Origin of the sequence: Nocardia sp. CDC153 (assembly GCF_035818515.1) — a bacterium.
Lineage (GTDB): Bacteria > Actinomycetota > Actinomycetes > Mycobacteriales > Mycobacteriaceae > Nocardia.
Genome location: NZ_JAYKYU010000002.1, coordinates 1,015,731 through 1,028,095, shown reverse-complemented (window position 1 = coordinate 1,028,095; position 12,365 = coordinate 1,015,731). Strand labels below are relative to the sequence as shown.

The window sequence follows — 12,365 nt, the reverse complement described above, 5'->3', positions numbered from 1 at the left end:
ATCACTCGCACTACACTCATAGGAGTGACTGATCAGTCTTATCAGCCCACCCTGTCACAGCTGCGTGCGTTCGTGGCCATCGCGGAATACCGGCATTTCGGCACCGCGGCGACCCGGCTCGGCGTGAGCCAGCCCACGTTATCGCAGGCCCTCGCATCATTGGAAAACGGACTGGGGCTCCAGCTGATCGAGCGCAGTACGCGGCGGGTGCTGGTGACCGGTGACGGCAAACGGCTACTGCCGCAAGCCATTGCCACCCTCGAGGCGGCTGACCGATTTGTCGCATCCGCGGCGGGGCAGGGGGTCGGCGGCACCCTGCGCCTGGGCATCATCCCGACCGTCGCCCCGTACGTGCTGCCCACGCTGCTGCCCGAATTGCGCAGGCGAATGCCGAATCTGGTGCCGCACATCATCGAGGATCAGACCGCGCGACTGCTGGACGGATTGCGTTCGGGCGTGCTCGATGTCGCTCTGCTCGCGTTGCCGAGCGAGGCCAGCGGACTGGTCGAGATACCGCTGTACACCGAGGAGTTCGTGCTGGTGTTGCCGCGCGGGCACGAGCTGGCCGGACGCGAGAACCTGAAACCCGCCGACCTGGACGGGCTTCCGCTGCTGCTCCTCGACGAGGGGCACTGCCTGCGCGATCAGACCCTGGACCTGTGCCGGACCGGTGACGCGCATCCGGGCGCGGTCGGTGACACCCGCGCGACGTCGCTGGCGACCGTGGTGCAGTGCGTCGCGGGCGATCTCGGCGTCACGCTGATTCCGGCCATGGCGGTGGCCGCCGAAACCGCGCGCGGCACATTGGACATCGCGACCTTCGCCGCGCCAACGCCGGGCCGCACGGTCGGGCTGGCGTTTCGGTCCTCCACCACCCGCGGCGACGACTACGACCTGCTGGCCGAGATCATTCGCGAGTGCCGTCCGGCCGCCTGACGGGCAGCCCGACAATTCCGGCACCTGCGCGGTTGCACCGTCCCGGCGTGTCTGAAACGCTCGGGCCATGCGGATTCACCACCTGAACTGCGGCACCATGGGATTCGGCCTGATCGACCACTGCCTGCTCGTCGAGACCCGGGACGCGCTCGTGCTCGTCGACACCGGGTTCGGGCTCGAGGCCGTACGACAGCCCGCGAAGATTCTGGGTGCCAGCCGGTTCCTGCTGGGCGCGAAGCCGACCGAGGCCGAGACCGCGGCGTGGCAGATTCGGGCGCTGGGCTACGACCCGCACGATGTCCGGCACGTCATCCTGACCCACCTCGACCTGGACCACTCCGGTGGACTCTCGGACTTCCCCGAGGCCACCGTGCACATCCACGGCCCCGAATTCCGGGCCGCCACCGCCACTCCCACGCTGTCGGAGCGGCTGCGGTATCGGGCGGCGCAGTGGGCGCACGGGCCCAAGTGGATGGTGAACGAGGTCGAGGGCGGCGAGGACTGGTTCGGGTTCACCGCGGTGCGGGATCTGCCGGGGTTGCCGCCGGAGATTCTGGTGGTGCCGTTGGCGGGCCACACGCGGGGGCATGCGGGGGTGGCGATCGATCACGGAAATGGGTGGCTGTTGCACGCGGGGGACGCGTTCTTCGCGGAGTCGAGCATTCATCCCGAGGAACCGTTCACGCCGTTCTGGTGGAAGGTGTACGAGACCGGGTCGATCGTGGGGGATGCCTACCGGGCGAATCAGCGGCGGCTGCGTGAGCTGCGGAAACTGCACGGGCATCAGGTCACCATCATCAACTCGCACGATGCGGGAATCTTCGCGCGCACAGCGCGTACAGTCGGCCGATGATCGACCGGTGGGCGCGGAAACTTCCGTTCGCGAGTGATCCGCTTTTTGTTTACGGAACGCTGCGGTTCGGTGAGGTGTTGGCCGAATTGATCGGGCGGGTACCGGAAATGGAGTCGGCGCGGGTGCCGGGTCGGCGGGCGGCGGCGCTGCCGGGGCGGGCTTATCCCGGGCTCATCGCGGCGGGCGGGGGTGTCACCGAGGGTTTCCTGCTCACCGGGCTGACGGCCGACGACTGGCGGGTGCTCGATGCCTTCGAGGACGACGAATACGATCTGGTGCCGGTTTCGGTGACGGTGGGGGAGCGGGTCGGGTACGCGTGGACGTATCTGTGGACCGTGGAGGTCGAGGAGCGCGACTGGTCGGCGTCGACTTTCGCCGTCGAGCAGCTGCCGTCCTACGTGGGGAAATGCGCTGCGTGGCGGCGAGATCTGATCCTGCTCAGCGAGACTGTATGACGCGGGACACATTTCTGCGGTAGAAGTTGATCGCATGGATGCACAGGGCCATGAATCGACGGTGGCGGGCGCGCGGTCGCAGGCGCTCGGAGATCTGCTGCGGCGCAGCGCCGCCCGGGTTCCGGACAAGACCGCGCTGGTGTGGCGGGAGCGGCGCGAGAGCTATGCCGAACTCGACGCCGCCGTGAATCGGGTCGCGCACAGTCTGGCCGATCGCGGTGTGGCGCAGGGGGATCGGGTCGCCATCTACTCGCACAACTGCCGGGAGTTCGTGCTGGCGTTCTTCGCGCTGGCCCGGCTGGGCGCGATCTCGGTGCCGATCAACTTCATGCTCACCGCCGACGAGGTGGCGTTCATTCTCGAGCATTCCGGTGCCATCGCGTTGATCAGCGAGGACGCGTTGGCCGCCGAGGCGGAGTCGGCGGTGAAACAGCTGGGGGACAGTGAGATTCGGTTGTTCGGTTGGATCGGGCTCAGCGGTCGGCCCGCCGCGGCCGGATGGGAGGACGTGCGCGACTGGGGGACGCACCCCGACGCCTCCGCGCCCGAGGTCCGCGTCGGCGACGACGATCCCATCCAGATCATGTACACCTCCGGAACCGAGTCCCGCCCCAAGGGCGCGGTCCTGTCCAGCCGCGCCCTCATCGCCCAGTACACGAGCGTGGTCGTGGACGGCCGAATGAGCGCCGCCGACATCGAAGTTCACGCGCTCCCGCTCTATCACTGCGCCCAACTGCACTGCTTCCTCACCCCGGATCTGTGGCTGGGCGCGACCAGCATCCTGCTCCCGGGCCCCGACCCGGCGACCATCCTGCGCACCATCGAAACCGAACGCGCCACCAAACTGTTCTGCCCGCCGACGGTCTGGGTCTCCCTGCTGCGCCACCCGGATTTCGACAGCTACGACCTGTCCTCCCTGCGCAAGGGCTACTACGGCGCGAGCATCATGCCCGTCGAGGTCTTGATGGAACTGTCCGAGCGACTACCCGGCGTGGGCCTCACCAATTTCTACGGCCAAACCGAACTGGCACCGCTGGCAACGGTTCTCGCCCCCGAGGACCAGCTGACCAAGCCCGGCTCCGCGGGCCGTCCCGCCCTCAATGTCGAGACCCGCGTGGTCGATGACGACGACATCCCCGTCGGCGCCGGCGAAATCGGCGAAATCGTCCACCGCTCCCCGCAGGCCATGCTCGGCTACTGGAACGACCCGGCCAAAACCGCGGAAGCCTTCCGCAACGGCTGGTTCCACAGCGGCGACCTCGGCGTCCTGGACGCCGACGGCTACCTCACCGTCGTAGACCGCAAGAAGGACATGATCAAAACCGGCGGCGAGAACGTCGCGAGCCGCGAAGTCGAAGAAGTCCTCTACGAACACCCGGACGTGTCCGAGGCGGCCGTGATTGGCATCTCGCACCCGCACTGGATCGAAGCAGTCACCGCGATCGTGGTGGCCCGCAACGGAACCGAACCCACGCCCGCCGACATCATCGCCCACTGCAAACAGCGCCTCGCAGGCTACAAGGTCCCCAAATACGTGACCTTCGTCGAATCCCTCCCCAAGAACCCCAGCGGCAAAATCCTCAAACGCGAACTACGCACCCAACACGCCCACCTGGCCGCCGAATCCTGATCATCCGATCCGATCCACGTGCGCGATATTCGCCCGATCGCCGGGCTCCTCGCTCGGAGCCCCGGCGAACCAGGCATCGAGGATCTCCGTCAACTGTGCCCGCGACGTCAACCGCAAACTGAGCGCAAGCACATTGGCGTCATTCCACTTCCGCGCCCCCTCAGCGCTGTACGCATCCACACACAGCGCCGCCCGCACTCCCGGCACCTTGTTCGCCGCAATCGAAGCCCCGGTCCCGGTCCAACAACACACCACCCCCTGCTCCGCCCGCCCCTCCGCGACATCCCGGGCCGCAGCCTCACTCGCCCACGCCCAGTCGTCCCGTTCCGACGGCTCCAACGCCCCGTGCACGATGACCTCGTGCCCGCGCCCCCGCAACTCCTCGACCACAGCCGCGGCAACACCCGTCTCCTCATCGGCAGCAACCGAAATCCTCATGGAGTGCATTATCGCCGCTGGTCCGGACTGGCGCAGTGATGGATGCGCTGCTTGGCTAGCGGCCGGCGGCGCGGGCCAGGTGTTCGGGGTAGCGGGCTCCGGCGATGGATTCGGGCGGGGCGGCTGCCTCGATGCGGGCCAGATCGTCTGTGGTCAATGTGATTTCGGTGGCGGCCACGTTTTGTTCGAGGTAGGTGCGGCGTTTGGTGCCGGGGATGGGGACCACGTCGTCGCCGCGGCTCTGGACCCAGGCGAGGGTCAGTTGGCCGGGGGTGGCTCCCTTTTCGTCCGCGAGTTCCCGCAGTGCGGCGACAATCGCTAGGTTGCGGTCGAAGTTGTCGTCGGAGAAGCGGGGGAGATTGCGGCGCATGTCGTCGGCGGGGAGGTCGGCGGTGGATTTGATTGCGCCGGTGAGGAAGCCGCGGCCGAGAGGGGAGAAGGGGACGATGCCGATGCCGAGTTCGCGGCAGGTGGGCAGGATTTCGGCTTCGATGTCGCGGGTCCACAGAGACCATTCGCTTTGCAGGGCGGTCACCGGGTGGACGGCGTGGGCGCGGCGGATGGTGTCGGCGGAGGCTTCGGAGATGCCCGCGTAGCGGATCTTGCCCGCCTGGACCAGATCCGAGAGTGCGCCCCAGGTCTCCTCGATCGGGACGTTCGGGTCGACGCGGTGTTGGTAGTAGAGGTCGATGTGGTCGACGCCGAGGCGGGAAAGGGATTCGTCGCAGCACTGCTTCACATAGGCGGCGTCGCCACGTGCGCCCATGGTGCCCTGCTCGCCCCAGACGATGCCGAATTTGGTTGCGAGGACGACCTTGTCGCGGCGGTCGGCGATGGCGCGGCCGACGAGGCGCTCATTGGTCTCGGGGCCGTAGATGTTGGCGGTGTCGAGCAGGGTGACACCGAGGTCGAGGGCCCGGTGGATGGTGGCGATGGATTCGGCGTCATTGTCGCGGACGCCGTAGGCGCTGCTCATGCCCATGCAGCCCAGGCCCTGCGCGCTGACGGTCAGTTCTCCGAGTTTCCTGGTCGCGATCATGCACTCGACGCTACGACTTGGAGTGCGCTCCAAGTCAACCCGATTCGGGGCTCAGGTGCGGTTGGGGAGGTGGTGGTGGAGGAGGACGGTTAGTTGGGTGCCGGCGTCGGTGAAGGGGAGGACGGATTTGAGGGCTCGGCTTTGGACGATCGCGCCTTCGATGATGGAGAGGGTGAAGCCGGACAGGGAGCAGGCGGTGGCTCGTTCGATGCCCGCTTCGACGAGGCCGTCGGCCAGGCGGGCGGTCCATTCGGAGAAGGCTTGGCCGGCGGCGGATTGGAGGGTGGGGTCGGTTTCGTCGAGGGCCGCGGCCATCATGAACGAGCCCGCGCGGAAGTCGCTGGTTTCGAGTTGGCCGCGCCAGAAGGCGAGGAGTTCGTCGACCCAGCCGGACAGGGACGGCGCGGTCGGGAGGGCGTCGGACATGCGGCTCACGTGGGAGTAGACCATGCGCGAGACCAGACGGGCCGCGGTCGCCACCAATTCGCTCTTGCCGGAAGGGAAGTGCTGGTAGAGGGAGTTTCGGGAGGCGTTGCTGCGCTTGAGCAGCTCATTGAGTCCGGCGGCGTGGACGCCGTGCTCCTGGACCGTGGTGATCGTGCTCGCGATCAATCGGGCGCGCGGTCCCGCCGTCATCCGAATCCCTCCAGGTATGGAAATTGCGTCGGCACTTGTGTGAACCGATCGGTCCATGTTAAACCTTTCCCGTATGAACCGATCGGTTCACATACTCGTGTATCCAACGCGGCCGCGCTACCGAAATCGGCCGTGTTTCAAACCCAAGGGGAATTCAGAGGATGCCCGCCCAGATCGCCACCGCCACCCCGGTCGCCCATGCCGCGCTGCTCGGCCTGGGCGTCTACCGCCCGCGCCGGGTGGTGCCCAATGCCGAGATCGTCGACCGCATCAATTCCTCGGACGAGTGGATCCGGACCCGGTCCGGCATCGAGGCCCGCCACTGGGCCGAGGCCGACGAGACCATCGTGTCCATGAGCACCGCCGCCGCCACCGACGCGCTCGCGGCCGCGGGCGTCACCGCGCAGCAGATCGACGCGGTCATCCTGGCCACCTCCTCCCAGATGGTGCTGGGCCCCTCCGCCGGAGCGGTGGTCGCCACCGAACTCGGCATGCACGACACCGCCGCCTTCGACGTCTCGGCCGGCTGCGCGGGCTTCTGCTACGCCCTGGCCAATGCCGCCAACCTGGTGCGCGCCGGGCAGGCCCGCCACGTGCTGGTGATCGGCGTCGAGCGGCTCTCGGACCTGCTCGATCAGGACGACCGCACCTGTGCGTTCATCTTCGCCGACGGCGCGGGCGCGGTGGTGGTGGGCGCCTCCGACGTCGAGGGCATCGGCCCGGTGGCCTGGGGCTCGGACGGCAGTCAGACCGCCGCCATCAAGCAGGACAAGGACTTTCAGCAGTACTTCGCCGAGGTGGCCGAGGCCGAGGCGACCGGCGGCACCACCGTGCGGCCCTACATTCGCATGAACGGCGCGGCCGTATTCCGTTGGGCCGTCACGTTCTTGGAGAAGGCGTGCCGCGACGCCCTGGACAAGGCGGGCGTGACGGTGGACGATCTGGACGCCTTCGTGCCGCATCAGGCCAACGGGCGCATCACCGACGCACTGCTGCGCGCCCTGCACATGCCCGAAACCATCGCTGTCGCAAGGGATATCGCGCAGACGGGCAACACCAGCGCCGCCTCGATCCCGATGGCGATGGAGCAGTTGCTGCGTTCGGGCGAGTCCAAGCCCGGTGACACCGCGCTGCTGCTGGGCTTCGGTGCGGGTCTGGCCTACGCCGGGCAGGTCGTGAAGCTCCCCGCCATTTCCTGACCTTCGACGTCGCCACTCAACGAAATCCGTTGTGTGAAACAACGAAAAACGAAGCGGCCCCGGCACAGTGGTGTGCCGGGGCCGCTTCGGTGCAACGGGTGAAAGCCGTCGGAACCTAGACGCTCACGCCCACACGCAGCGCGTGCGGCTCGATCGCGCCCCGGACCAGGGCCTTCTCGTCGATGGTCGCGGCCTTGTAGGGCAGCGTCGACAGGGTCTCGGTCATCTTGGCCACCGGATCCGCGATCGCCTTCGGGGTGCCGAAGATGAAGGTCCACTCGTGCTCGTCGGACACGTACGGAACGACGGTCTCGAACAGGTTGTGGAAGCGGGTCCACGAGCGCTTGAGAGTCTCGTTGCGCCACATGGTCTGACAACCGGCCTGCGCGGCGAGCACGCCGCCCTCGGACAGCAGCGCCTTGCAGCGGTTGAGGAAGTCGTCCTCGTAGAGCCGGTTGTGCTGCGCGTCCTCGACCCGCTCGTCGGGCAGGTCGATACAGATCATGTCGTAGCGCACGCCCGCGGCCTCGGCCTTGGCCAGGAAGTCCCAGCCGTCGGCGTAGTGCATCTTGATCGGGCCGGTCTGCGCGACCGCCTCGGCCAGATCGGCCTCGGTGTAGCCGTAGGGGAGGTGCTTGGCGCACAGCTCCACCTCCAGCTGGTCGATGTCGACGTGATCGACGAGCGAGGCGCCCGCGGCCACCGACATCTGCGAGGCGACGCCCTCACCGGAACCGATGATCAGCACCTTGTCCAGCTTCGCGGCCAGCGCGTACCCCGGGACCAGCATGGCCTCGTGGTAGGTGAGCTGCGAGAACTCGGTGGACTGCCGGTCGTCGTCGGAGAACAGGGAGATGCCCTGCTCGGTCCGCGCGATGACCATGTGCTGGAAGGGGGTGTTGGTGTCGACGATGGTTTCCGTCGTGTTCCACACCCGGGTCAGACCCTCGCCCACCGGCTCGTGGATCCGGCGGGCGGTGTGGCCGCGCTGGATGACCTCGATGTTGACCGAACCCGGAGCCAGCTCCTGCTGCAGCAGCTCGACCGCCTTGGTGGCGCCGGAACCGATGCTGCCGCAGGTGAATACGTCGACGAAGATGTCGCCGGACTCAGGGTAGGTGTGGATGGACGCGTGCGACTCCGCGAGGAGGGCCAGGATGGTGACACCCTGCGGCTCGAATTTCTTGCTCACGACATCGCAGATGGTCACCCCCGCGGCGACCAACGATTTTCGAAGCGCGGTTTCGAGTCGTTCGAGGTCGTCGCAGAGGTTGGCGTCGACACCACCGAACTCGGCCAGCACATGCCAGCCGGTGAATTCTGCCGTGATCATGGCTAAAACTCACTCTCGCTCAGCGCCAGTGACATGCACAGTCAAAGGCGGAAAACCGTTGAAGGACACCGACGAATAGCTCGCCGTATAGGCACCGGTTTCGAGGATCCGAACGGGATCACCGGCTCGCAACGTGGTCGGAAGGAGGACACGCGTGCGTTGATAGAGTACATCGTCGCCGTCACACGTAGGACCGGCTACGACAGCCTCGTCCTTCGGATCCGTGTCCCGATCGGTTTGGAATCGGTAGGCGATGTACTCGTTCTCGGTCTCGGCCATGCCGTTGTAGCGGCCGATATCGAGGTATACCCAGCGCCGCCCGTCCGGCGCTACGCGAACATTCACCACTTCGGCGTGGATCACGCCGGTATTGCCCACCAGGGCACGACCGGGTTCCACGACGAGCGAGGTGTGTTCCGGGAGATAGCGGCTCGCCGCCTCGGCGATGGCCGCGCCCAGCTCCGCGAGTCCGGGAGCCGGATCGGCGTACGAAATCGGAAGTCCCCCACCGATATTCACCGCCGTGACTGGAATATCCTTGACCGCCAACGCTTCCGCGATGGCACCCGCCTGTTCGATGCCGATGCCCCACGCCTTCGGATCCAGCTGCTGGGAGCCGACGTGGAAGTAGGGACCGACGACCTGCAGACCCAGATCGTGCGCCCGCACCAGCAGCCGCTTGGCCTCACCCGGCGCGCAGCCGAACTTGGTCCCGAACGGCGTCTGCGACTGCGGGGCCGAGGACAGGAACCGGCACTCGACTTCGGAGCCCGGGGCGTGCTCGGCGATGCGCTCGAGATCGTCCTCGGTGTCGAAGGCGTAGCGTCGCACGCCCGCCGCGTAGGCGGTGGCGATCTGGGAGGCCTTCTTGATCGGATTGCCGTAGCACATGACGGCCGGATCGACGCCCTGCGCGAGGCAGAGTTCGATCTCACCGACGCTGGCGACGTCGAACTCCGCGCCCTCGTCGTTCAGCAGCCGGATGATCTCCGGCACGGGACTCGCCTTGACGGCGAAGCGAATTCGTGCCGCAGGTAGGGCGGCGTGCAGTGCGCGGTAGTTCGCGCGGACCTTGTCGAGGTCGATGACCAGACACGGCGACTCGGGCATGTTTCGACCGGGCAATCTAAGGGAACTCTTTTCTGTCGGCCGCAGTGGCAGGGGACTCAGGCAACCTGCGCGACAATACACGCGTTGAGCCTGGAAAAACGAACCGGTGGACGATCGATTACGTCACTCTAACGCCGGGATTCGTTAGGATGCCCCGCGCGACGTCTTACAAGAGTGTGACCCCCGCGCGCGCGATCGGTCCCGAACTCAGCCCGCGGTGACCGAAACCTCGTCGAACACCACTTCCCCCGCCGCGTCGGACTCGGCCAGATCGACAATGGCGTTGATGGACCAGCCGTGGTCGCCATTGGGATCGTCGAGCACCTGGCGCACATCCCAGAATCCGGGCCGCTGCTCGACCCGGAACAGTTGTGGTCCACGGGCGTTCGGGCCGGTCCCGATGGTCTCGTATTCGTCGAAATAGGGGCCCAGTTCGGCCTCCCAGTCCAGCTCATCGCCCATCTCGGCGAGCACGTCCCAGCGCTTCAGGGCGGCCAGGTCCACGCGCCGGAACATGGCATTGCGCACCAGCACCCGGAAGGCGCGCTCATTGGCGGAGATCGGGCGTACGGTCTCGGCCCCGAACGCCACCTGCTGCTCGTCGGACTCCGCGCCCGGATTCGTCAGCTGCTCCCATTCGTCGAGCAGGCTGGAGTCGACCTGGCGAATGAGCTCGCCGAGCCATTCGGTGATGTCGTCGAGTTCCTCGGTCCGCGCCTGTTCGGGCACGGTCCGCCGCAGCGCGCGGTAGGCGTCGGCCAGGTACCGCAGCACCACGCCCTCGGAGCGGGCCAGCTCGTAGCCGGAGACGAGTTCGGCGAAGGTCATGGACCGCTCGACCATCTCGCGCACCACGGATTTGGGGGAGGGCTCGAACTCCGAGACCCACGGGTGTCCGGCCTTGTAGGTCTCGAACGCGGGCTCGATGAGTTCGGTTGCCAGGGGTTTGGGCCAGGTGACCTCTTCGAGGAGTTCCATGCGCTCCTCGTATTCGATGCCGGCGGCCTTCATCTCCGCGACGGCCTCACCGCGCGCCTTGTGCTGCTGGGCCATGAGCAGCTGGCGCGGATCCTCGAGGGTGGACTCGATGAGCGAGATGACATCGAGGGTGTAGGTCGGCGACTCCTTGTCGAGGAGTTCCAGCGCCGCCAGCGCGAACGGCGAGAGCGGCTGATCGAGGGCGAAGTCGCGCTGCAGATCCACCATGAGCCGGGCATGGCGTCCGTACTGGTCGGGTTCGTCGAGCTGCTGCACCACGCCCGCGTCGCGCAGCGCCCGGTACAGCCGGATCGCCTTGAGGATGTGCTTGCGCTGCGCCGCGCGCGGCTCGTGGTTCTCCTCCAGCAGATGCCGCATGGCGTAGAAGCAATTGCCTTTGCGCGCAATCACATTCAGCAGCATGGAGTTGGTCACATTGAACCGCGACACCATGGGTTCCGGCGAAGCCGCCACCAGCCGGTCGAAGGTCTCCTCCGACCAGGACACGAAACCCTCGGGCGGCTTTTTCTTCTGGACCTTCTTGAGCTTCTTGGGATCGTCGCCCGCCTTGGCGATCAGCCGCGCGTTCTCGACCTCGTGCTCGGGCGCCTGCACGACGACGGTGCCCATGGTGTCGTAGCCCGCGCGCCCGGCCCGCCCCGCGATCTGATGGAACTCGCGGGCATTGAGCCGTCGCGTGCGCACGCCGTCGTATTTGGTGAGCCCGGTCAGCATCACCGTGCGAATGGGGACGTTGATGCCGACGCCGAGCGTGTCGGTGCCGCACACCACCTTCAGCAGTCCGTCCTGTGCGAGCTTCTCGACCAGTCGCCGGTACTTGGGCAGCATGCCCGCGTGATGCACGCCGATGCCGTGGCGGATGAACCGCGAGAGCGTCTTGCCGAAGCCGGTGGCGAAGCGGAATTCGCCGATGGCATTGGCGATCGCCTCCTTCTCGGCCTTGGAGGAGATGTTCACGCTCATCAGCGCCTGCGCGCGTTCCATGGCGGCGGCCTGGGTGAAGTGCACGACGTAGACCGGGGCGAGGCTGGTGGTCACCAGATCCTCGAGGGTCTCGGTGATCGGGGTGCGCACATACGAGAAGCTCAGCGGCACCGGCCGTTCCGAGCCGGACACGATCGCGGTCTCGCGCCCGGTGCGCCGGGTCAGGTCCTGGGCGAAGAAGTCGACCTCGCCGAGGGTGGCCGACATGAGCAGGAACTGCGCCTTCGGCAGTTCGATCAGCGGCACCTGCCAGGCCCAGCCGCGATCGGGATCGGCGTAGTAGTGGAACTCGTCCATGATCACCTGACCGACATCGGCCGCCGCGCCCTCGCGCAGTGCCAGATTCGCCAGGATCTCCGCGGTCGCGCAGATGATCGGGGCCTCGGGGTTGACCGCGGCGTCACCGGTCACCATGCCGACCCGGTCCGCGCCGAAGATCTCGCACAGGGCGAAGAACTTCTCGCTGACCAACGCCTTGATCGGTGCCGTGTAGTAGCTGCGCTCGCCCTTGTTGAGGGCCGCGAAGTGCGCGCCCAGCGCGACCAGCGACTTGCCGGACCCGGTCGGGGTGTTGAGGATGACATTCGAGCCGGTGACCAGCTCCAGCAGCGCTTCTTCCTGCGCCGGATACAGGTTCAGGCCCTCACCGCCGGCCCATTCGGCGAATGTCTCGTACAACCACTCCGGGTCCACGTCGGATACGGCACGGTCGGGAACCAATTCGGACAGCTGCACGCCGCCCAACGTTACCGG

General features: G+C 66.9%; 11 protein-coding genes. 5 read left to right on the top strand and 6 right to left on the bottom strand.

Going from position 1 to position 12,365, the window contains the following annotated elements:
• Positions 1-24 precede the first annotated feature (24 nt).
• From VMT65_RS13330 to VMT65_RS13315, 4 genes are all read left to right on the top strand, one after another.
• Positions 25-936, top strand: coding sequence for a hydrogen peroxide-inducible genes activator (locus VMT65_RS13330; RefSeq protein ID WP_326308461.1), 912 nt, complete (start codon positions 25-27; stop codon positions 934-936).
• Between the two features lie 67 nt (positions 937-1,003).
• Positions 1,004-1,789: an MBL fold metallo-hydrolase gene (locus VMT65_RS13325; protein WP_326308460.1), complete on the top strand. Its 786-nt coding sequence runs from the start codon at positions 1,004-1,006 to the stop codon at positions 1,787-1,789.
• The gene (locus VMT65_RS13320) at positions 1,786-2,244 is read left to right on the top strand and encodes a gamma-glutamylcyclotransferase family protein (RefSeq protein ID WP_326308459.1); all 459 of its coding nucleotides are present in this window, start codon (positions 1,786-1,788) and stop codon (positions 2,242-2,244) included. Before VMT65_RS13325 ends, VMT65_RS13320 begins: the two co-directional genes overlap by 4 nt.
• Positions 2,245-2,278: 34 nt before the next feature.
• Complete coding sequence (locus tag VMT65_RS13315; protein ID WP_326308458.1) at positions 2,279-3,874, top strand: acyl-CoA synthetase; 1,596 nt, start codon at positions 2,279-2,281, stop codon at positions 3,872-3,874.
• Here the strand turns inward: VMT65_RS13315 and VMT65_RS13310 are convergent, their stop codons facing one another.
• The 3 genes from VMT65_RS13310 to VMT65_RS13300 are packed head-to-tail and all read right to left on the bottom strand — an operon-like array spanning position 3,875 to position 5,987.
• Positions 3,875-4,312, bottom strand: coding sequence for an RpiB/LacA/LacB family sugar-phosphate isomerase (locus VMT65_RS13310; RefSeq protein ID WP_326308457.1), 438 nt, complete (start codon positions 4,310-4,312; stop codon positions 3,875-3,877). It lies immediately after the preceding gene.
• A gap of 55 nt (positions 4,313-4,367) precedes the next feature.
• Positions 4,368-5,351, bottom strand: a complete 984-nt coding sequence (locus VMT65_RS13305) for an aldo/keto reductase (protein ID WP_326308456.1) — start codon at positions 5,349-5,351, stop codon at positions 4,368-4,370.
• A 51-nt stretch (positions 5,352-5,402) separates the two neighbouring features.
• Positions 5,403-5,987, bottom strand: coding sequence for a TetR/AcrR family transcriptional regulator (locus tag VMT65_RS13300; RefSeq protein WP_326308455.1), 585 nt, complete (start codon positions 5,985-5,987; stop codon positions 5,403-5,405).
• A gap of 161 nt (positions 5,988-6,148) precedes the next feature.
• Here VMT65_RS13300 and VMT65_RS13295 point away from each other — a divergent pair, with 161 nt between their 5' ends.
• On the top strand, positions 6,149-7,186 hold the full coding sequence (locus VMT65_RS13295; protein ID WP_326308454.1) for a beta-ketoacyl-ACP synthase III: 1,038 nt from the start codon (positions 6,149-6,151) through the stop codon (positions 7,184-7,186).
• A gap of 115 nt (positions 7,187-7,301) precedes the next feature.
• Here VMT65_RS13295 and speD read toward each other — a convergent pair whose 3' ends face one another.
• The 3 genes from speD to VMT65_RS13280 all read right to left on the bottom strand — a co-directional run bounded on the left by speD (position 7,302) and on the right by VMT65_RS13280 (position 12,347).
• The gene (gene speD / locus VMT65_RS13290) at positions 7,302-8,516 is read right to left on the bottom strand and encodes an adenosylmethionine decarboxylase (RefSeq protein ID WP_326309165.1); all 1,215 of its coding nucleotides are present in this window, start codon (positions 8,514-8,516) and stop codon (positions 7,302-7,304) included.
• 12 nt (positions 8,517-8,528) lie between these two features.
• Positions 8,529-9,629, bottom strand: a complete 1,101-nt coding sequence (locus VMT65_RS13285; protein WP_326308453.1) for a type III PLP-dependent enzyme — start codon at positions 9,627-9,629, stop codon at positions 8,529-8,531.
• Between the two features lie 207 nt (positions 9,630-9,836).
• Complete coding sequence (locus VMT65_RS13280; protein ID WP_326308452.1) at positions 9,837-12,347, bottom strand: DEAD/DEAH box helicase; 2,511 nt, start codon at positions 12,345-12,347, stop codon at positions 9,837-9,839.
• Positions 12,348-12,365: the final 18 nt, after the last annotated feature.